The organism is Natronorubrum halobium (assembly GCF_051351675.1).
In the GTDB taxonomy this organism is placed as follows: Archaea; Halobacteriota; Halobacteria; order Halobacteriales; family Natrialbaceae; genus Natronorubrum.
Genome location: NZ_CP195596.1, coordinates 269,558 through 290,735, shown reverse-complemented (window position 1 = coordinate 290,735; position 21,178 = coordinate 269,558). Strand labels below are relative to the sequence as shown.

The 21,178-nt window shown below is 57.4% G+C and carries 16 protein-coding genes and 2 pseudogenes; 12 read left to right on the top strand and 6 right to left on the bottom strand.

Annotated elements, in window-relative coordinates; translation table 11 throughout:
* Positions 1 to 75: 75 nt before the first annotated feature.
* Entirely contained in the window at positions 76 to 1,014 is a 939-nt protein-coding gene (locus tag ACSFC7_RS25315; protein ID WP_436348690.1) for a dihydrodipicolinate synthase family protein, read from the bottom strand.
* 511 nt (positions 1,015 to 1,525) lie between these two features.
* Here ACSFC7_RS25315 and ACSFC7_RS25310 point away from each other — a divergent pair.
* The 5 genes from ACSFC7_RS25310 to ACSFC7_RS25290 all read left to right on the top strand — a co-directional run bounded on the left by ACSFC7_RS25310 (position 1,526) and on the right by ACSFC7_RS25290 (position 6,892).
* Positions 1,526 to 1,969, top strand: a complete 444-nt coding sequence (locus ACSFC7_RS25310; protein WP_436348689.1) for a universal stress protein — start codon at positions 1,526 to 1,528, stop codon at positions 1,967 to 1,969.
* A 434-nt stretch (positions 1,970 to 2,403) separates the two neighbouring features.
* Positions 2,404 to 3,480, top strand: a complete 1,077-nt coding sequence (locus ACSFC7_RS25305) for a mannonate dehydratase (protein WP_436348688.1) — start codon at positions 2,404 to 2,406, stop codon at positions 3,478 to 3,480.
* A gap of 459 nt (positions 3,481 to 3,939) precedes the next feature.
* Positions 3,940 to 4,977, top strand: coding sequence for a TRAP transporter substrate-binding protein (locus ACSFC7_RS25300; protein WP_436348687.1), 1,038 nt, complete (start codon positions 3,940 to 3,942; stop codon positions 4,975 to 4,977).
* Between the two features lie 57 nt (positions 4,978 to 5,034).
* A complete protein-coding gene (locus tag ACSFC7_RS25295; RefSeq protein ID WP_436348686.1) occupies positions 5,035 to 5,595 on the top strand; it encodes a TRAP transporter small permease in 561 nt (186 codons plus the stop codon).
* A 1-nt stretch (position 5,596) separates the two neighbouring features.
* Complete coding sequence (locus tag ACSFC7_RS25290) at positions 5,597 to 6,892, top strand: TRAP transporter large permease (protein ID WP_436348685.1); 1,296 nt, start codon at positions 5,597 to 5,599, stop codon at positions 6,890 to 6,892.
* A gap of 141 nt (positions 6,893 to 7,033) precedes the next feature.
* Here the strand turns inward: ACSFC7_RS25290 and ACSFC7_RS25285 are convergent, their stop codons facing one another.
* Positions 7,034 to 7,972: a dihydrodipicolinate synthase family protein gene (locus tag ACSFC7_RS25285; protein ID WP_436348684.1), complete on the bottom strand. Its 939-nt coding sequence runs from the start codon at positions 7,970 to 7,972 to the stop codon at positions 7,034 to 7,036.
* A gap of 703 nt (positions 7,973 to 8,675) precedes the next feature.
* Positions 8,676 to 10,130 carry an aldehyde dehydrogenase family protein gene (locus ACSFC7_RS25280; RefSeq protein ID WP_436348682.1) on the bottom strand — a complete coding sequence of 485 codons (1,455 nt, stop codon included), beginning with the start codon at positions 10,128 to 10,130 and terminating at the stop codon, positions 8,676 to 8,678.
* Between the two features lie 997 nt (positions 10,131 to 11,127).
* On the opposite strand from ACSFC7_RS25280, the gene ACSFC7_RS25275 reads away from it, so the two are divergent.
* From ACSFC7_RS25275 to ACSFC7_RS25265, 3 genes and pseudogenes are all read left to right on the top strand, one after another.
* Positions 11,128 to 11,901, top strand: a complete 774-nt coding sequence (locus ACSFC7_RS25275; protein ID WP_436348681.1) for an IclR family transcriptional regulator — start codon at positions 11,128 to 11,130, stop codon at positions 11,899 to 11,901.
* Positions 11,902 to 12,074: 173 nt separating this feature from the next.
* Positions 12,075 to 12,296, top strand: a pseudogene (locus ACSFC7_RS25270) (aldehyde dehydrogenase family protein); the annotation flags it as partial.
* Between the two features lie 493 nt (positions 12,297 to 12,789).
* Positions 12,790 to 13,425, top strand: a complete 636-nt coding sequence (locus tag ACSFC7_RS25265; protein WP_436348680.1) for an IS6 family transposase — start codon at positions 12,790 to 12,792, stop codon at positions 13,423 to 13,425.
* A gap of 8 nt (positions 13,426 to 13,433) precedes the next feature.
* Here ACSFC7_RS25265 and ACSFC7_RS25260 read toward each other — a convergent pair.
* The 3 genes and pseudogenes from ACSFC7_RS25260 to ACSFC7_RS25250 all read right to left on the bottom strand — a co-directional run.
* Positions 13,434 to 14,120, bottom strand: a pseudogene (locus tag ACSFC7_RS25260) (IS1595 family transposase); the annotation flags it as partial.
* 562 nt (positions 14,121 to 14,682) lie between these two features.
* Positions 14,683 to 15,267 carry a thiamine pyrophosphate-dependent enzyme gene (locus ACSFC7_RS25255; RefSeq protein WP_436348679.1) on the bottom strand — a complete coding sequence of 195 codons (585 nt, stop codon included), beginning with the start codon at positions 15,265 to 15,267 and terminating at the stop codon, positions 14,683 to 14,685.
* A gap of 1 nt (position 15,268) precedes the next feature.
* Positions 15,269 to 15,802: a thiamine pyrophosphate-binding protein gene (locus tag ACSFC7_RS25250; RefSeq protein ID WP_436348678.1), complete on the bottom strand. Its 534-nt coding sequence runs from the start codon at positions 15,800 to 15,802 to the stop codon at positions 15,269 to 15,271.
* Between the two features lie 305 nt (positions 15,803 to 16,107).
* On the opposite strand from ACSFC7_RS25250, the gene ACSFC7_RS25245 reads away from it, so the two are divergent.
* The 4 genes from ACSFC7_RS25245 to ACSFC7_RS25230 all read left to right on the top strand — a co-directional run bounded on the left by ACSFC7_RS25245 (position 16,108) and on the right by ACSFC7_RS25230 (position 21,141).
* Positions 16,108 to 16,299 carry a hypothetical protein gene (locus tag ACSFC7_RS25245; RefSeq protein ID WP_436348677.1) on the top strand — a complete coding sequence of 64 codons (192 nt, stop codon included), beginning with the start codon at positions 16,108 to 16,110 and terminating at the stop codon, positions 16,297 to 16,299.
* 85 nt (positions 16,300 to 16,384) lie between these two features.
* Complete coding sequence (locus tag ACSFC7_RS25240) at positions 16,385 to 17,260, top strand: NAD-dependent epimerase/dehydratase family protein (RefSeq protein WP_436348676.1); 876 nt, start codon at positions 16,385 to 16,387, stop codon at positions 17,258 to 17,260.
* Between the two features lie 108 nt (positions 17,261 to 17,368).
* A complete protein-coding gene (locus tag ACSFC7_RS25235) occupies positions 17,369 to 19,117 on the top strand; it encodes a hydantoinase B/oxoprolinase family protein (protein WP_436348675.1) in 1,749 nt (582 codons plus the stop codon).
* Entirely contained in the window at positions 19,114 to 21,141 is a 2,028-nt protein-coding gene (locus ACSFC7_RS25230) for a hydantoinase/oxoprolinase family protein (RefSeq protein ID WP_436348674.1), read from the top strand. Before ACSFC7_RS25235 ends, ACSFC7_RS25230 begins: the two co-directional genes overlap by 4 nt.
* Positions 21,142 to 21,178 lie beyond the last annotated feature (37 nt).

The following is a 21,178-nucleotide window of genomic DNA, read 5'->3' as shown; positions in this document are numbered from 1 at the left end:
GGCGGCTCGTAAAAAGGGAACTCGAGAACGCTGCCGCTGTGTAGCCGTCACTCGATACGCATCGGTGCGAATCGATCACTCGATGAGGGATTCGATGTCGTCCTCGAGCTGGTTGTACAGCCGTTCGGCCTTCCGCTCCTCTTCGGGGGCGAGCGGGCGAATCGGCTCCCGCACGTTGCCCCCGTTGAGCCCGGCGAGTTCGAGGCCCTTCTTGACAGCCGAGACGCTGATCGCGCCGTCGATCTCGTTTTCCTGACCGGTCTCGTCGCGGAAGTTCTGATACGGTAGGCAGATGTTCCGGAGCTCGCGGGCGCGCTCCCAGTTGCCCTCGGAGAGCGCGTCAAACAGTTCGAGGCCGATCTCCGGACGGAAGTTGCTGACGCCCGCGGAGAAGCCCTCCGCGCCCTCGGCCCAGAACGAGACGGCGAACGGTTCCGCGAGGCCGTCGACCCAGACGACGTCGTCGGCGCCGGCGCCGACGGCCGCGCCGAGTTTGACCGGATCCTTCAGCGCGTACTTGATCCCGACGACGCCGTCGATCCGGCTGAGGCTGACGAGGTAGTCAATGGACGGATCGAAGCCGCGGACGTAGGGCACCAGTGGCGTCTCCGTGACCGAGGAGAGGTCGCGGTAGTACTCGAGCAACCCCTGCTCGTGGAGGTAGGTATGATCCGGCGGCATGATCATCATCGCGTCGACGTCGATGCGATCGTACGCGCGGATCAGGTCCTGAGCATCCGGCGTGCTGCCGCCGACGCCGGCGAGGACGCACGCGTCCGACGGGAGCGCCTCGACGCTCGTCTCGGCGACGTCGACGCGCTCGCTCGCCGACAGCGAGTGGTACTCGCTGATGTTCGCGGTCGCCAGGAACGTTCGGATCCCCTCGTCGTACAGCTCCCGGGCATTTTCCGCGATCTTCTCGTACTCGATCTCGAGGTCATCGTCGAACGGCGTCAACAGACCGACGGCGACACTGCGGAGACGATTCCGTACCTGCTCGGCTGGCAATGACATAGCAACTCGGTGTATCGCGCATCACATAAATCCATCGTCTAAATCCGACCTCGCGGGGCGCGGTCCCCGTTCCGCTCTGACAAACGAGTTAGACTCGCGATTCGCGCGACGGCACCGCTCTTACGGAGCGGGTACCGTCCGTCGTCGCCGAACGAATCGCAGCCGACGTCAGGTTGCGCGCGGCGACGCCCTACAGTAGGAACCCAATCAACTCGATCCGGCTCGCAGACGGACTGAACGCAGGTTCGCCGGAATTGGTTGGAACCCGAACGTCGGCGGCGCGCTCGTGGTCGAACCTCGGTTGAAAGCGGCTTTGCAGTCATGCTAGGACTTTACATCGGATTTCATCGCCTCAACGCCGCCAGTGCCGATGGAATCCCGGTAGCTGTAGGACCTTACACGCTCGAACACGAACACCTGAGGAATTACACTGCTCATCCCCTCAACCGTGTCTGAACAGCGTCCTCGTCGGAGGCCGGATTTTATATATCACCGCGATAGTATAGATGGTATGGGAACGGTACTTGTCGTCCAAACTGAAGACGAACCGGATCAAAAGCTGCTGAAAACAGCAAAGCGACACGTTACTGGGACGGAAGCGGAAATCCTATTCTGTAGGGTCATCGACGAAAAACAGTTCCAGAATAATCTTCAACGACAGGCGAAGTCGGGGAGACAGGTTGAAAGTATCGACGAAATGGAGGAACTTTCGAAGACCGAAGCAGAGGATATTGCGAGCGATGAGTTCGGTGACGATGTTCCGTACAGAGCGATAGGTATCGTCGGAACGATTCCGGAGGACATCATTCAAGTCGCTGAAGAAGAGAACTGCGAACACGTTTTCGTTAGCGGGAAAAAGCGTTCCCCGACTGGGAAAGCGATTTTCGGCGATGTAGCGCAATCGGTCATTCTCCAGTTCGACGGGCCAGTTACCGTAACGACGGTATCGTCATAATGCAGGAGAACCGTCGACCATCGGGGATAGTTTCTGCTAGAATTAACGTGGTGCGTTATGAAACGCGGCCAGATTATAACGAATGTTAGCCGGATAGTCGATGGATAGTAGGGTTTATGTCCTAAAACGGAAATCAGCCAGGTGGCGCAATCAAATACGGTGAACTACCGGACTGCAAGTCACCGCTTGCCCCCTTGAAGCTGATCGAGGGAACGTTGCGCCACTTGTCGTAGCTCCCCGAAAACGCTAGACCCATATTGCTGTCCCATAGCAAGTGGGCACACCTAGCTTTTCGGCTCTCAGTTAGATCCGCTCATCACGACAGATCCCACCGGTTGGAGTAACCGTTAACCGTTTGTCGTACTTTCGTTCGGTCTGCGATCACTCATTGTAGTCTTCGGAAGAATTTAGTTGCTCCGAAAAGAGAACACAGTATGGACCGAAACAGCAGTGCTGATGTTCGCGTCGGCGTTCGAACACGATCCCTGTCAGAGTCTCGGTTACGGTACATTCGACAGCTCGGTGCGACGGACATTTTCGTCGACCACGCTGACACGGAGGAAGAGCCTGACGAATTCAACGATCGCGATGGAACCGACACGATCGCAGTCGGTCCGAACCAGATTCCGTCCATCTCGGAACTCACAGCCGCTCGAGAGCAGGTTGAGGACGCGGGGCTGTCCTTCACAGGCATCCAATCTCTCCCGTATTCGATGTACGGAGACATCATGTTTGGCCGCGATGGGGCGGACGAGGCACTCGACCAAATTACGACTTTGATTCGAAATCTCGGGGAAGCCGACATCCCAGTATTAGGCTATCAGTGGAATCCTCGCAGTGTCGTTCCGATGCGGACCTCGCCCGTCGAGACGCGGGGTAGTGCTGAGGCAACCGCCTTCGATTACGACGAACTCGACGATCCGGACGAACTCGCACCCGGTCTTGATCGCGCGTACACCGAAGAGGAGTTCTGGGACAACTACCAGTCCTTCCTCGAGACAGTTCTTCCAGTGGCCGAGGAGGCTGGTGTCGACCTGGCGCTTCACCCGGTCGATCCGCCAGTTCTCGAGTCACTCGGAGGGATTCCGCGCCTATTCCGTAACGTCGAGAACTTCGAGAAGGCCATGGAGCTCGTTCCAAGCGACAATCACGGGTTGAAGCTTTGCCTCGGTTGTTTCTCACAGATGGGTGAGGACATTACTGACGTCATCCGCCGATTCGGCGAGCGCGATCAGATCGTCTTTATTCACTTCCGCGACGTCGTCGGGACGGTACCGAAGTTCCACGAAGCATTCGTCGATACAGGGAACTTCGACACCGCCGACGCGGTGAGAACACTCCACGATGTTGGGTTCGAGGGTGCCGTTATTCCCGACCACGTGCCGAAGATGGAAGGCGATGACGACTGGCGACACCGAGCACGCGGATTCACTGTCGGCTATCTCCGCGGTGTTATCGATACGGTCCGTTCGGAACCGATGCAGACGACGCCAACGGCCGAGACCAAGTAGGCCAGTTCGCTAACGCTGTTCGTTCGAAGTAACGGTTCTGCGGTAAGCGCTACGGACGTCGAATATATCAGACGTCCGACGTTCAGATCAAGCAAAGTATTCCGTCCGTGGCAATGCCGAGTCCGAAGATCGCTTCGTCAAAGTATCGTTCGACAGGCTGAAGAGATCGGTGATCGAAACCGTCCGAGAAATAAGCGAGACAGAATTCGACTCGTTCCCCTCAAGACGACTGCCTACGTCCTACCAATTCCTACAGGGTCATCTCAAAAGGAACGGAAGTGGTCTAACACCGTCGCTTCCAGAGACAGAATGTGACCTTCCCAGCGAGCGCGCCGATCACTAACTATGTGATGGTTTACCACACTTTTATATGAAAAAATACAGCATATTACATATTCATCGCTACTATAGAGGAAACTAAGGGTAAGGTTCATATACTATCACTACAATGGTGTGAGTATGTCTGGCAATCAGACGATCAGTAGTGAGAGTGGTTTGACTGACGTGACACGGCGACAGGCCGTGAAAATGGGAATCGGCGCGTCGGGATTAGCGAGTCTCGCTGGGTGTATGGGTGGTGAGGATGATGGAAGTACTACCATCACGCTCGCGAGTGTGATGGAAGAAGGGACCTCACTGGTCTACGCGGGCCAGCAATTCAAAGAACGCATTGAAGAGGAGTCGGACGGCGATATCAGCGTCGAGTTCTCTTACGGCGGTTCGTACGGATCAGAAGCCGAGACGTTCGATCTGATGTCTGAAGGTGCAGTTGATATGTACACCGGGGGGTCAGACGCTTACGACCTCTACGCAACCGAGTACTACTTCTTCAACTCGCCGTTCGTCCTCGATAGTTTCGAACAACAGCAGAAGATCATGGAGTCGGACGAGTTCGAGGAAGAAGTGTACCCGGCTCTCGAGGAAGCAGGGATTAAAGTCGCTGGTCCCCGGGTCTATCGAGGAATGCGACATTACACGTCGAACGAGCCAGTTCGTACTCCTGAGGACGTTCAGGGGATGGATCTACGGCTTCCGAGTCACGATGCATGGGTGAATGCGTGGGAAGCCGTTGGTGCGAATCCAACACCTGTCTCACTCGATGAACTGTATTCGGGCCTTCAACAGGGTGTTGTCGATGCATCCGAAGGTCCACCTGCCCAGATCGCTTCGCTTAGCCTTTGGGAAGTACAGGACTACTTCAGTCTCACTAGCCATCTTCCACAGAGTGGACAGATGTACGTCAGTACCAGTTTCTATGACGGACTGGATCAGTCCGAGCAGGATCTGTTCGACGAGATCGTCGATGAGGTTACTGAAGAGGCGACGCAGTGGGCCCGAGACACTGAAGACGACCTACTCACTGAGGCCGAAGAAAACGGCATGGAAATCGTCGAAGACGTCGATTCAGAGGCGTTCTATGAGGCCGCCGCTCCTGCTATCGAACAATTATTCGAAGAGGAATATGCGGGCTCGTGGGATGACTGGCGAAACCTCTGAGTGACGCAGTCGCACAAAACCGGTGCTATTATGCTATAGCATCTATTATTATTGAACATGGATATCGATCAGTCATTAGGACTGAAAAAAGACACATGGTACGATTGGGTCGTGCTTAATATAGCAACATTCCTTTTTATCCTAATGTTGCTGCTGACGACCGTGCAGATAATCATCCGCGTCCTCAATCTCCCAATTAGTGGTGGAGCGTGGTGGACGGAACCACTCGCGCGATATTCGCTTATGGTCGGTACGTACGTTGGGGCCGCAGTCGCCTCCAGAAACGGTGAACACATCAAAATGACAATCGTCTCTACCCAGCTCGAAAAACGCTCTCGAGTGATCGGGACTATCGTCGATATCCTTGCACAGGTATTGACGATCATCTTCCTGATCATGCTGACGTACGCTGGACTGCGAGCGACGCTCCGAAACTGGGATACATCGATGGTCGCCGTGAACGCGGTCCAACAGGGATGGGTGTATGGGACGATAACAGCCTCCCTCGGGATGATGACCATCTACGAATCGATCAATCTACGCTCCATACTAACGACAGGCGATCTCAACCAGCAACTCATGAATCAGGAAAACCGCGCGAACAAGGAGGGGAAATAAGATGGAGCTGCTACTGATCGCACTCATCTTCCTCGGCGGATTGCTGCTTCTCTATTCGCTCGGCATGCCCGTCGCGATCGCGATCGGATCCGCATGCGTGCTCATCATGCTTTCCCCGTTCGGTCCGCCCCTCAATTACGGCCTGATGTCGAATCAATTGATGCACAGCCTGAACTCGTTTACATTGCTCGCAGTTCCGTTCTACCTCATGTTAGGCCGGTTGATGAATAGAACGGACATGACCACGGAAGTCTTCGACTTCGCAAACGCCGTATTCGGCCGGATTCGGGGCGGCATCGCACAGGTCAATATCGGTGCGAGTGTCATCTTCTCCGGAATGTCCGGATTGGCAGTCGCTGACGCTGCAGGGCTCGGCCGAGTCGAGTACAACGCGATGCGTGATCAGGGATACGATAAAAAGACGGCAATCGGTGTTACTGGCGCATCATCGATTATTGGCCCGATCATTCCGCCGAGTGTTCCAATTATTCTGTACGGCGTGTTGGCAGAAGAGTCCATTGGGGCGCTGTTCCTCGCCGGCATCGTGCCCGGGCTGCTACTTGCTGGAGTTCTTTCCGTATTCACGTATCTCGTTGTTCGATGGAAGGGATACGGGAAAGGCGAAGCCGTGGGACTGCGGGTGATCGGGCAGGAGTTCCTCAACGCGTTACCCGCGCTAATAATTCCAGTCTTCATCGTCGGCGGCATTCTCTCTGGTATGTTTACCGCGACGGAGGCAGGTGCGGTTGCAGTCCTCTACGCGATTGCGTTAGGCTTCTATCAGGGCTCGCTCAACGGAACGGTTCTGCTCGAGGAATTCCAGGACGGAATGGTCGAGACGTTCTCCATTCTGTTCATTATTTCCCTAGCGATGCTATACGGTCTCGTCGCGTTGCAGCTCCGGATCCCCGTCCTGTTAACCGATGCGATTATGGGATTCACGACGGATCCAACGGTCGCGATCCTGCTCTTCGTCCCGCTGTTCATGCTCATTGGAACGTTCATGAGCATCACTGCGACGATTATGATCATGGTCCCGATCCTGATGCCGATCATCGGGACGCTCGGGATCGATCCGATTCACTTCGGTATCGTGATGATCCTCTCGCTTATGACCGGTGTCGTGACGCCTCCGCTAGGATCCGTTCTCTTCGTTCTAGAAAAGGTGACCGACGCCTCGCTCGAGACCGTTATGCGTGCGATGGTTCTGTTCTATATTCCCCTACTGGTCGTTATTCTGATCGTCGCACTCGTGCCGGAAGTCTCGACCTATCTTCCGAAGAACTACTTCTTCTAACGGGCTCTCCCGTTCTCATACGGCCGTTTCGAGTGGTGGTAGGGCAGTATATATCGGCTGATAATTCTGCAGATGCATCTCTACAGGAAGTACCTCGCCGATACAGAGCGCCCAGTAACGAAAATCGACGAATGTATCGTCTTATTCGATCAGACGGTCAATGTTATCGTCAAGTTCGCTGTAGCGTTTCTCAGCCTCGCGTTCGATCTCGTCGGGCAGCGAACGAATCGGTTCGCGGACTTCCCCACCGTGAAGGCCAGCAAGTTCGAGTCCCTTTTTCACCACGGGGACACTGACAGCACCCGGGATTTCGTTGTCATGGCCGCACTCCTCGCGGAGGTTCTGATAGGGCAGACAGATATTTCGGAGTTCTCGTGCCCGGCCCCAGTCCCCCTTAGAGAGCGCGTCGAACAACTCCAGCCCGACTTCGGGGCGGAAGTTACTCACCCCGGCGGAGAACCCTTCGACACCTTCTGCCCAGTATGCAACTGCAAACGGTTCGGCGAGGCCGTTGACCCAGACGACATCATCGTCACCGGCTGCGATTCCGGCACCAAGTTTCACCGGATCTTTCAGTGCATACTTGATCCCGATGACGCTCTCGATTCGAGTTAGCTTTCCGAGATACTCTATAGATGGGTTGAATCCACGGACATACGGGACCAGCGGGCGTTCAGTACTCGCTCCGAGTTTGCGATAATACTCGAGAAGCCCCTCCTCGTGAATGTAGGTGTGATCCGGTGGCATAACCATCATCGCATCGACATCGATTCGCTCGTACTCCTGAATGAGTTCCCGAGCATCGACAGTACTCCCGCCGACACCCGCGAGAACACAGGCATCTGACGGGAGTGCTTCGACAGCCGTTTCGGCTGTCTCTATGCGCTCTCTCTGGGATAACGAGTGGTACTCGCTGATATTCGCAGTCGCAAGAAACGTTCGTATACCCTCCTCGTACAGAGCGGTCGCATTTTGTGCGATTTTCTCGTGTTCAATCTCGAACTCCTCGTCGAACGGAGTGAGGAGACCGACGGCGACGCCACATAGGTGTTCCTGCACCTGATCGGCAGACAATGCCATAGATACATTAGTCTCTTGAAATAGCATAAAACCATCGCCTACGGTGATTCAGCCCGCAAAATAAGCACTAAGTTACGGCTTTTAGACAGTTCTCGAGGACCAGGCAAAAGAAATCGCTACGCCTGATTGCTAATTGGTATCCAATACAACTTCGGCGGTCAAGTGGGGAACCAGGCGTGAAAAACGGCAGTTACAGTGACGGAACGATCAGTCGTACTCGCAGTATTGGCGTTCGAATCGTTCAGTGATTTATATAGTGGTTTCCGTCTGGTAAACAACTCGAATCCAGCACCATCCTATTCGCGGTACGTGTTTGTTGAGGAGTTCTTGTAGCCGCCGAACGGAATGTGAAGTTCGAGTCCCGTCGTTTTCTCGGTGATCTTCGCGGGACCAAAGACTGCCACCTGAACGATCCGCATCCTGCTTTCGACATCGGCATACTCTCGTGTGGCACTGTGGCCGCATCATGATGGACGGCGAGGTAGAGCCTCAGAAACTACGTAACGCTGACTGCATCCTCATTCACTCTCGAAAACCGCGACGATCGATGTTCGAGTAGATATTATCGAGGAGATCAAGGTCGGCGACCGATTCCGACTCAGCCAGCTCAGAACTGTCACGCCGACTTACCTCATGAACGATACCCCGATTGCCGAAAAGAACCGAAATCGAAATGCGGCCTCTGGAACGAGTCGACGACTGGTTAGTAGTTCAGGTAGACCGTCTTCGTCGACGTGAAGAAGTCGAGGCCTGCGTCGCCCTGTTCGCGGTAGGTGTCCGTCGAGGACTGTTTGTAGCCACCGAAGGGGACGTGGAGCTCGAGCCCGGTCGTCTTCTCGTTGACCTTCGCGACGCCCGACTCGACGCTCTCGGCGAACTCGTTGGCCTCGGTGAGATCCTGCGTGACGATGCTCGCGGAGAGGCCGTAGTCGACGTCGTTTGCGACCTCGAGGCCCTCCTCGAAGCTCCCGACCTTCAGCACCGCCAGCACCGGACCGAAGACCTCCTCCTGAGCGATGCGCATGTCGCTGGTCACGTCAGAGAAGACCGCCGGCTCGACGAAATAGCCGTCGTCATACTCGTCGCCGGTGAGCCGTTCGCCGCCCGTTTCGAGGGTCGCACCGTCCTCCTCGTCGGGTATCTCGACGTACTCGAGGGTGCCCTCGAGTTCGCTGCGCGTGACGTGAGGACCCATATCGGCGTTCTCGACGCCCGGGGCGATCTCGATCGACTCGGCGTACTCGGTGACACCCTCGACGAACTCGTCGTAGACGTCTTCGTGGACGATCGCCCGGGAGCAGGCGGTACAGGCCTGACCGGTGACGCCGAACGCGCCACTTCCGACGATATCGACCGCCTCGTCAACGTTGGCGCTGGGCATCACGACCGTCGGGTTCTTCCCGCCCATCTCACACTGGACGCGTTTGAGGTCGTCTGCGGCGGCCTGTGCGACCGAGGTTCCGACCTGCGTGCTCCCGGTGAAGGAGACGGCGTCGACGCCCTCGTGGTCGGTCAGCACGCTGCCGACCTCGCTCCCGGAACCGGTGACGTAGTTCGCGACGCCGTCGGGCAGTCCCGCTTCGTCGAGCGCCTCGAGCAGCTTCGAGGCGACGGTCGGCGCCGCCGAGGCGGGCTTGATGACGGCGGTGTTGCCGGCCGCCAGCGCAGGTGCGAGCTTCCAGGCTGGGATCGCGATGGGGTAGTTCCACGGTGTGATCAGCGCGACAGTGCCGAGCGGCTCGCGCTTGGTGTAGAGTTCCGTGTCCGTGCTGCTGGAGGACTTGACGGTGCCGCCGAGGTCGCTAGCCTTCTGTGCGTAGTAGTAGAAGATGTCGATCGCACGCTGGACCTCGCCCCCGGCTTCGTCGAGCGTCTTCCCCTCCTCTCGGGTCAGCGTCTCGGTCAGTTCGTCCTTCTGATCCTCGAGGATCTGTGCCGTCTCCTTGAGGATCGTACCGCGCTCGGGACCGGGGGTCGACGCCCACTCGTCTTTGCCGGCGACCGCGGCCTCGACGGCCGCCTCGGCGTCTTCAGCCGTCGACGACTGGAACTCCCCGACGACTTCGTTTGTGTTCGCGGGATTCAGTACTTCGAACGTGTCTCCGGAACTCGATTCTACCCACTCTCCGTCGACGTAGTTACGGTGCGCTGTCGGCATTCGTGCCAGTCATTCCGGCCTTGTCTATATTAATGTTAGTTTTGAGGCGATACTAGCGACTTCTGTCGCGCCCGAGCCGCGAAGAAATCGACAGCACGAACGCTACTAATTTATATAGGTGATGCGAAGCGACGTGGCGATGAGTTCCAGGCAAAACGAGACGACCGGACACAGGCTCTCGACGCCGCGAAATAATTCTTGAAGCGATCATCGACAGTCAGGATGACGTCAGCGGCTATCTGGATCTCGTGGTCACGAGCCACTCGTTTCAGTGCCCGACGATGGACTGTACGAGTGGCTCGCCTAATGGTCTCGAACCGTTGAAGATCCCGACACAAGTCCCTCCTGATCGCCCGAATCGGACTCAGTTGCGCTTGTCACCGCTGTATACCGTCAGACGCCGATACGCCACCAGACGACTTCTCGGTCCGCGATTTCGATACCGAACCCACTTGCCGGCGAATTGTGGACGACGCCACCGATCGGGTCGTTCGTTCGCTCTCATAGCAACGCGGTTTCTCATACTACCGGAGGTCGATAGCGATGGTTAACCGACTCAACACCGCTGTTCGCCGACCGTTCGTCGTGCTTGGTTCCCCCTCGCCGAATTTTACAGAAGTACTTTCGTAATGGATGTGAGGGAATATTGACGTCCATACGATTGTAAATATGGGTGCGTGGATTCGATGATTGAAATTCTCAATCTCGAATACTTCACTCACAGGCTCTAACCCTCGTGAATATGGCCATCAGCCGCGTTCGCGTGTGGGAAATACTGAATTCAGGCTAGAGGCGTCTCTCGCGGAGCCGGTAAGTGTGATTTACAGGCCGGATTATCGCTCTGACTGAGTGATACACTACACTATCGAACGCTAACCGACGATGGCCATCGTTGTCAGCCGCGCCGTCGCAGCGGTCCACGTGTCGGCATATTCCGCCATCAGTAGTTCCCCTCTGGGGAACAAACTTATGTGTTCGAGACGTCTGACAGTGGCATATGGTAAACGCCCCAAACGAACGCGCGGGACGCCGGATCCAATCAGTCGAGATCGCGTTCACCGTGCTAGACGCGATTCGGAAGAACGACCGCCCCAACGTGACCGAGCTCGCCGACGAACTCGGCCACTCGAAGAGCACGATCCACAGCCACCTCAAAACCCTCGAGAGCCAGGAGATCATTGTCCGCGACGGCGACGGTTATCGCCTGGGCCTCCAAGTGCTGGACATGGCTAACGACGTGCGCAGTCAGGTCACTAACTACGACGTGATCGTCGACGAAGTCGACGATCTGGCCGACGAGACTGACGAGATCGTCCAGTTCGGCCTCGAAGAACACGACCAGGTCTCGTACCTCTACAAGGCCCGCGGGAATCAAGCGGTCGAGACGATCTCGCGCGCCGGCAGGAAGCAGCCGATGTACTCGACGTCGCTCGGGAAGGCGATCCTCGCGTACTTCCCCGCCGAGCGGCAGGAAGAGATCATCAGCAACGCGACGTTCACGCCGAAGACGCCGAAAACGATCATGGATCCTGACGACCTCTTCGACGAACTCGAGACGATCCGCGAGCGGGGGTACGCGATCGACGACGAGGAGAACATCGAGGGGCTGCGCTGTATCGCCGCACCCATCAGAAACGGACAGACCGTCCTCGGCGCGATCAGTATCACGGGACCGGTCAGTCGAATTACGGACGACTACCTGCACGGAGAACTCGCCGAGAGCGTCCAGCGGGCCGCAAACGTAATCGAACTCAACACCAAGTTCTCGTAGCTACCGCTGACCGGCGCTAGCTCCGCCGGTTCGCTGATTCGCTGCACAGAAGGGGCCCGTTGATCGTTGGGCGAATGCATCAGTTATCCCGTGTCCAATAACTTCTGCTATCACACGATGACAGATCACCTGCGATACGAACCGGATCGAGAACGAGGCGCTCGGCGAGGACCGGTCGCTCGGTGAGTATCTTTACGGCTGATCTGACCGAAGCCAATCGGTTCGTCGACGGGATCGAAGCCGGCGTCGCGAAGGTCAACGAGAAAACGACTGGACTCGAGTTACACGTTCCCTTCGGAGGTTACAAGAAATCCTCGACGAATACATACCGCGAACAGGGCGATGTCGGCCTTGACTTCTTCACAACGACCAAAACAGTCTACATGAACTATTAGCCAACAAGAAAAGGTTGTCACCCGTAGCGCAAAAGAAGCGGTCGAGCTATAGGTAGGCGGCGATAGGAAGAGACTTGACTGTATGGAATAGCTAGCAGGTGAGCAAATGGGTTCGCGTGAGGGCGTAGCACATCTGTACGGCCCGATAGCATTTTCGTATCGGACTGAGCTCTCGCATCGATGAATCGAGTCGTCTGTTGACCCACTCTACGAAACAATCAGGGAGTGGTTTCCGCTGGCTTAGACTATATTCACGCTGAACTAGCAGAATCACGGGCGTCCGCGACTCTTCGGACGATCGCCGGACCGCCCTGACTGGAGTAACCACGAGGACCGCGCTCGCTCGCTGAGGATCAAATATCGCGCTAGACGTTATACGTTTTGACGGTTCCTACTACTTCGACCAGATCATAGTGAAGAATTGCTTGCATCTCTCGAAGGGCGCTGTTCAGATACGGTCTGAAAAGCGAGGCGGTCAGAATTCTAGGTATCCATGCCAGAATTCACCCGCCTCAATGGTTCTAGTAGCGGCGTTCAATTAGATTTTGTGGAGCGCGAGGCGACACCACGCGAGCTAATGCGATTGAGTATCCAGCTCCACCTGAGCGAATTATCACTTTTAGATACTGTTTCTGTCTTAGAGAGGTACGGTGTCGAACGGGCGAGATCGACGATTCATAATTGGGTCCAGAAAGCCGATTTACAGCCGACTACTGGAAAACAGCCGAATCTCGTTGCGCTTGACGAAACCGTGATCCAACTCACTGATCAGCGCTACTGGCTGTTCGCTGCTATCGATCCCGAAACCAACGAATTCCTCCACCTCAAGCTCTATTCAACGCGTACAACCGCACTCACAGAGATGTTTCTACACGAACTCGGAGAGAAACATGATGTCGAAGGCGCTGTGTTTCTCGTCGATTCAGCACCGTGGCTCAAAGCTGCACTCCATCATCTCGGGTTCCGATTTCAATACGAAAAACACGGAAATCGGAATGCTGTCGAACGTTTCTTCAGAGAGATAAAACGACGTACCTCCCAGCTTGGAAACTGTTTCAGAAACGCCGATCCGGCAACCGCTGAAACATGGTTGCAGAGCTACGCATACTGCTGGAACCAGCTAATCTGAACAATGCCAGCGTACTCACCGTCGCCGTAGACGACGTATTCGCGGTCAAATGCGTCGTCCTCGTCCAGTGAGTCGTACGCTCGAAAGTCATCAGTATAGACAGTGAGCGACTCCTCATTGCGATAAGCAAGGAGAAGTTAAATCGTCGATTCATCGGCGGCTTTCGCTGGCAGCACATAGCGGTCGCCGGAGCCGCAATCAGCCAGAATAAACACAGATGGCTTGTTCTGATCGTACGAATCTCTCCCGCGCGTGGACAGACCACGCGAGCGCGACCGACCGCGTGCTCGCGGCCTTTGAGTCCGGCTTTCACGTAGAGTTCATCGATTTCGACCGGCCCTTCAAGCTGTGGTCGAGGCGCGTCCAGCGCTTCCTGCGAACGCTGGACGCGCCGGTAGACCATTTTGTAGGAGACTCAATCTCGACGTCTAGCTGTCTGAGACTCGTGTTAAAGCGGATATAGGCATAGACGTCGAAGAACCATTTTTTGAGTGCAACTTCCGAGTGTTCGAAGACGGTACCGGTCTGATCATTGAAGTGCGGTCGCAATTCTTACAGAGATACCGCTGGAACACTCGATAGCGAATCCGTGATTCGGCACGGCAGCGCGGACAATAGACACCGTTACGCCAGCGAACCTGTGCCAGCAGGTTCGCGGCACGACGCTCCGAGACGGACGTCTGGATTGGAATCATCGTTTGTCGGGTGGCGCGAACGCGCCATCCTTGCCCGCTACGACTTCTAGCTACTGCAGAGAACTGACCAACAATCCTCTACCCAAGAGCGATTATTGTAAATGAGGTGTCACCTTTGCTTTGTACGAGTTGGATGTCAGAGAGCCAATATATATATATATATATATATATATATATATATTTCGAGTACGCTGGCTCTTCATTCGGACCGTGGTACCTATCTATTTCATAGCTGTCTCCTTCGTTATTTACACCCATACAATTGTAATGGGTGGTGCGGCCGGGTATGAAAAAACCGATATTCAGTATCGAATTAATATGGCTGGGATGATTATCCCATTATGTCGGTTCCTCCAACCACATTGTACGACACGAGATATTTCCAATTATTATATAGGGAAACAAAACCCCTTGCGCTCTATATCGAGCTCTTGTCCCAGATTGTACTTTCCCCTGTTCATTTTTGTTTCTCGATCGGTGAATAGATTCTACACTGATAGTTTAAAACAATCGGCTCCACTGAGTTGCGCTATGTTGTAGAATATTGTCTCTTTATTTATACTTATCGAATCGGGTCGTCGGCGATAGTATCACGAACTCGGCGGGCAATAGCTGGATAGTCAATTGGTGGCCGATCATCGGAATCGACGGGATCGACACGACAGACAATCATCGAGGTTCCATCGGTTGTGATTGCGTTTCGATACGCGGTCTCAAACGCATTGGTACTGTGAACTTCAGTTGCGTGAACGCCGCAGCTTTCGGCCACACCGACGAAGTCCACGGCCGACGAACGAGTCGGTTGGCCACCGGTGGTTGCATACGTCTCGTTATCCCAGACGACCACAGTAAGGTTGTCGAGGTTGTGCTGGGCCACTGTCGTAAGCTCACCCAGTGACATCAGTAGTGATCCATCACCCTCGAGGACCGTAACGTGCTCGTCGGAGACGAGCGCGAGTCCTAATCCGACGGGCATCGTGACACCCATGCTTCCCCACTGGTAGAAGTTGCGTTCCCGGTCAGCGACGCCTGCTAGGACGTACGAAGCGACGCCGAGGTTCGAGACGAGGACGGCATCCGGTGTCACGTCAAGAAGTCGCCGGGTACACGCGATCTGATCGGCAGTTTTGGGAGTACCGTCCGACATGCTACAGCCCCTCTAATTTACTCCCGGTTACTGTTTGCTCGAGGAGGATGATGTACGGCGTCGCCGTCGAGAATGCCGACTCTGCAGCTAACCGAATACGGTGTCCAACGTCGTCGGCCTCAGTTACCGTGTCGTTGCGGACGCCGAAATCGTCGAGAATACGGTCGATGTTGTAGCCAACGGGCACCTGTGCGACGTTGAATTCGCCGAGATTCCCGCGGCGGGTCACGACAGCGAAAAAGGGTGTGCGAGCGGGGAGTGCGAGCGATCCGATTGCATTTATGGCGTTTGCCAGTCCACTCGATTGACAGAGCAATGCCCCGCGTGCTCCGCCAACCCACGCGCCCGTAAGGACACCTATTGCAGCCTCTTCGCGAGCGACCTGTACCGTTTCAAATGCCGAGTCGGACTCGATAGCTTCGATAAGGGGTCCGATTTTCGAATCGGGTAAGTGAGCGACGACCTCCACGTCGGCCTGCTTCAGTGCGTCGACTGCATCGAGAATCCACTGGTCCGTGCGGTTCGAGGATGTCACGTTGTGGTCACCTCGGTACTCGACGAAGCGTTCTCGACCCTCGTAACGTTCTCAGCCGTGTGATTGACATCTGCCGTTTGGGTGGGTTGGTGTACAGGGACACAGTTACCGACAGATAGACCGTTGACTGACGTGCAATCGCTCAGTGGCGGAACGATGGAATTACCATTGCTGTATCTGGAAGATTCTTGTGAACTGCTGCCATCCATGTCCATTGGTACCACAACAGCTGTAATGAACGTTTGGGGCGATACCGCGACCCGACTGTCGCGTTACTGTGAGATGCGTTCGCGACTGTCGAGGCGTTGGTCGACCGAGTAAGCGTCGATGCGAATCGAGCGACTCGAGTCGCGACGACGATCGAGGAGGCCGAAAACGCGTTCGACTTCGAACTCGACGTCCTTGAGGAGTACTGTGAATCGGAGCCGTCAGTCCCGCTCGTCCTCGACGTTCGGACCAACCCGGATGTCGCCTGGCCGGGGTTCCCACCGTACTGATCCGGTCGAGGCAGTGAACCGGTCGACCCGGCGATGGAGACGACCCGAACGTATTTGTCGGTCCACGGCCCCTTTTCTTAGGAGGATGAAGATACTACTCACAGGTGCCAACGGAACCGTCGGTGAGGCGATTCTCTCCCGGCTCGGTGATCGAGACGAGTTCGAGTTCACGTGTCTCGACGTCACGAAGCATCCCGAGCGAGAAACGGTCGTCGCAGATATCACCGAGTACGACGACATTCGACCCCACTTCGACGGCCACGATACAGTGATTCACCTCGCGGCGCTGGTCGATCTGAGCGGCGCGTGGGACGAGATCCTTCGGACGAATTTTATCGGCACGTACAACGTGTTAGAAGCGGTCGCCGATGCCGAAATCGAGAGGTTCATCTTCGCTTCGTCGATTCACACGGTCGGGATGTACGAACTCAACCTCGCGCCGGAGCTCTACGACTCCGATTACGATCTCGCGCTCGATCACGAGACGCCGGTCCGACCTGACTCGTTCTACGGGCTCTCGAAGGTGTTCGGCGAGGCCCTCGGCCGACTCTACGTCGAGAGCCACGAGAGCCCGCTGGGATCGGTCCACCCGGCTTTTATGACCAACACGCGGGAGTATCCGAGTCGGTTCTACTCGCTTCGCATCAAGAGTGTCCGGGACGACACTCATGACCACCCATACGGACTCGCAGAGGAAGGCGTCGAGGCCGGACTGTGGGACCGAGACAGCGAGGACTACAAGTACATGGCAGAGCGACTGAAAGCGACCTGGCTCTCCCATCGCGACCTCGGCGATCTCGTCGAGCGCTGTCTCACCGACGAGACCGTCGAGTTCGACATCTTCTGGGGGGTCAGCGACAACGACGGGAAGTGGGTAGACCTTGAGCACAATCGCGAGGTTCTCGGTTACGATCCACAGGACAACGGCGCCGAGTGGACCGAGCCGCCGAGTGAGCAGTGAATCGCCCGTTTCGAATAGCAGTGAGTCGCCCATTTCGGACGGGACTGTGGGTCTTTCCCATCCGGTTGGCGCCCGCATCTTTATGAGACGAGACTCGGAAGTGATTGTATGGTAGATACGGGCGAACTAGAAATATTTCGTCACTCGTTGAAGAGTATCGTCGAGGAGATGGGCGTTACCCTCCAGCGGACGGCCTACTCGACGAACATCAAAATCCGACGCGACCACACGTGCGCGCTGTTCGACGCCGACTTGCGTCACATCGCACAGCACGATATCGCGCCACAGCATATCGGCTCACTGGTCTCCGTTATTCCGAAGAACGTCCCCGACTGGGAGGACGACCTCAAGCCCGGCGACGGAATCCTCATCAATGACCCGGACAAGGGAGCGGTTCACTTGCCGGACGTGATGCTCATCTCGCCGCTGTTCCACGACGACGAGATCGTCGGCTACGCCGCGAACTCCGCCCACCACGTCGATATCGGCGGCGGGACGCCGGGTGGCATTCCGAACGACAGCACGGAGCTGTACGCGGAGGGGCTTATCATCCCCGGCGTTCGAGCGGTCCGTGAATGGAGTTACGACGAGCAGATCCTGTCGCTGATCCTCCGGAACGTTCGCCGGCCGGATATGCGCCGCGGCGATTACCAGGCACAACTGGGAACCAACCGCATCGGGGAGCAGCGGTTCACGGCGCTGTACGAGTCCTACGGAGCGGACCAACTCACGACGTATCTCGACGAACTGCTCGACTACACCGAGCGGCGGGTCAGGGCGGCGATCTCCGACCTCCCAAACGGTCATTACACCGCCGAGGATTACATGGACGGTGACGGCATCGTCGACGAACCGGTCCGACTCCGGATGGCCATCACCGTCGACGGCGACGAGATAACGGTCGATTTCACCGGGACGGCTGCGGAGAACACCGGGCCACTGAACTGCACCCCCGCGATGATCTTCGCCGGGACGATGTCGGTCGTTATGGCCTTTATCGGCACCGACCTCCCGAAGAACGACGGGTTCTACCGCCCGTTCGAGGTGATAACGCCCGAGGGAACGATGGTCAATCCCTCCGACAACGCTCCGGTCGCCGGCGGCTGGGAGATTCCGATGCGCGCCGGCGATCTCGTTACCAAAGCGCTCGCCGACGCCGTTCCCGAGGAGACCATCGGCGCGACGAAGGGAATGGTCTGTAACGTCGCTTACGGCGGGACCGACCCGCGAAACGAGTCAGAGTACGTCTACTACGAGACAGTCGCCGGCGGCTACGGCGGTCGCGCCGAGAAAGACGGGATGGACGCGGTTCAGACGCACTTCCAGAACACGGCCAACAGTCCCATCGAGGAGCTAGAATCGGAGCTTCCGGTCTACGTCCGACGATACGCGCTAATTTCGGACTCGGCGGGTGCGGGCCGACAGCGCGGCGGACTCGGCGTCCGCCGCGACCTCGAGTTCTACGATCACAGCGCGTCGTTCTCGCTGTTGACCGACCGAACTCGCTCGGCGCCGTGGGGCGTCTTCGGCGGGAAGAGCGCACGACCGTCCCGGTTCCTCCGCAATCCCGACACCGACGCCGAAGTCGAACTCGAGTCCAAGTCGACGACGCAACTGAACCCCGACGACGTTGTCAGCATCCAGACGCCGGGCGGCGGCGGGTACGGTAATCCGCTCGAGCGCGATCCGGAAGCCGTCCTCGAGGACGTCCGGAACGAGAAGGTGTCGCCGGAAGCGGCTCGAGAGGCGTACGGCGTCGAACTGACCGACGAGACGAGCGTCGACAACGACGCGACGGCGGCTCGTCGAAGCGAACTCCGTGACACCGCCGCTGCTGACGGAGGTGAGTCGGAATGACGGTCCGTATCGGCGTCGACACGGGCGGCACGTTCACCGACGTGGTGCTGTACGATGCAGCTACGGGCGAGATACACATTACCAAGACGCCGTCGACACCGCCGAACTTCGACGAGGGCGTGCTGACGGGCATCGACAAGATCCTCGAGAAGACGGACACGGACCCGTCGACGGTCTCGTTCCTGAGTCACGGAACGACCGTCGGCACGAACGCCGTTCTCGAGGGCGATATCCCCGACCTCGGACTGATAACGAACGAGGGGCTGCGAGACGTCTTGGAGATCGGCGACCAGACCCGTCCCGAGCTGTACAACCTGCAGGTGGACAAACCGCCCGCGCTGATTCCCCGTCGACTTCGACGGGAGGTACCTGGTCGTCTCGATTCGGCAGGCGAGATCATCGATCCGCTCGACGAGACGCAGGCCCGGGCGGCCGCCGAGTCGCTCGCCGAAGCGGACGTCGACTCGATCGTCGTCTCGTGTCTGTTCTCGTACCTCGAGGACGATCACGAGCAGCGGATCGGCGAGATCATCGAACGGGTCGATTCCGAACTGGACTACGCGCTCTCGTCGGCAGTTTACCCGGAGCGACGCGAGTACGATCGGACGGTCACGACGGTGCTCAACGAGGCCGTGAAAATCCGGATCCAGGACTACCTCGATCGACTCGATACCGGCATCGTCGACCGCGATCTCGACGTGCCGCTCACCGTCATGCACTCGGGCGGTGGCATCTTCGGCACGACGCAGGCGACCGAGTTCGCCATCCGGACGGTACTCTCCGGTCCCGCGGCGGGCGCGGTCGCGACGCGGGACGTCTGCCAGACCGAGGCCCTCGGGAACGTCATCGGACTCGATATGGGCGGCACGAGTACCGACGTCAGCGTCGTCGAAGACGGCGATATCGTTCGCTCGACCGAGGGCGAGATCAACGACTTGCCGATCAACACGCCGATGATCGATATCCACACCGTCGGCGCCGGCGGCGGGAGTATCGTCTGGATCGACGAAGGGGACGGACTCCGAGTCGGTCCCCAGAGCGCGGGCGCAGATCCGGGGCCGATCTGTTACGATCGCGGCGGCACGGAGCCGACGGTCACCGACGCCAACCTCGTGCTCGGTCGGATCGATCCCGACGCGTTCCTCGAGGGGAACATGTCGACCGCGGCGCAGCGAGCCCGCGATCGGTTCCGAACCGAGATCGCCGATCCGCTCGGCGAGTCCCTCGAGAAGGCCGCGATGAGCGTCCTGAAGGTCGCAAACGCGAAGATGAGCCGTCAGATTCGGAAGGTGACCGTCGAACGGGGTCAGGATCCGGCGTCGTTCTCGCTGGCGGCCTTCGGCGGGGCCGGCCCGCTGCAGGCGGCCGCAGTCGGGTGGCAGATGGAGATGGACTCGATCGTGCTCCCGCAGAGTCCAGGCGTGTTCTCCGCCAGGGGGCTGTTGCTCGCGGACATTCGACTGGACGAGTCACAGGCGTCTCACAGTACGCGACCCGACGCTGAAATCGCTCGCTCGCAGTTCGATTCGATGGAAGCGACGCTCGTCGACCGGTTCGACGAGCAGGGATTCGAGCGCGACGAGGTCGACATCGAGCACGCAATCGACGTTCGGTACGAGGGACAGTCCTACGAGCGGACCGTGGCGCTAGCCGGCGAGACGGTCACCGAGGAGACACTCGCGGCCACCGTCGAGTGGTTCCACGACGTTCACGAACAACTGTACGGCTACTCGATGCCGGACGAACCCGTCGAACTCGTCGCGCTTCGGTCGACCGGAACGGTCGAGACGGCCCCGCTGGAAGCGCAATCCGTCGACGCAGACGCCGACGCCGTTCGAACTGAACGGGACGTCTACTTCGAGGGCGGGTTCCGAGCCACACCGATCTACCGCCGATCCGGACTTTCGATCGGCCAGCGACTCGAGGGGCCGGCGATCATCGAGGAACCGGGCTGTACCTCGCTGCTGCCGCCGGAGACGACTGCAAACGTGACGGACAATGGGAACGTGATCGTCACGCTCTGACCGATCGCGTTTTCGATTCGGAAACTCAATCGGACGA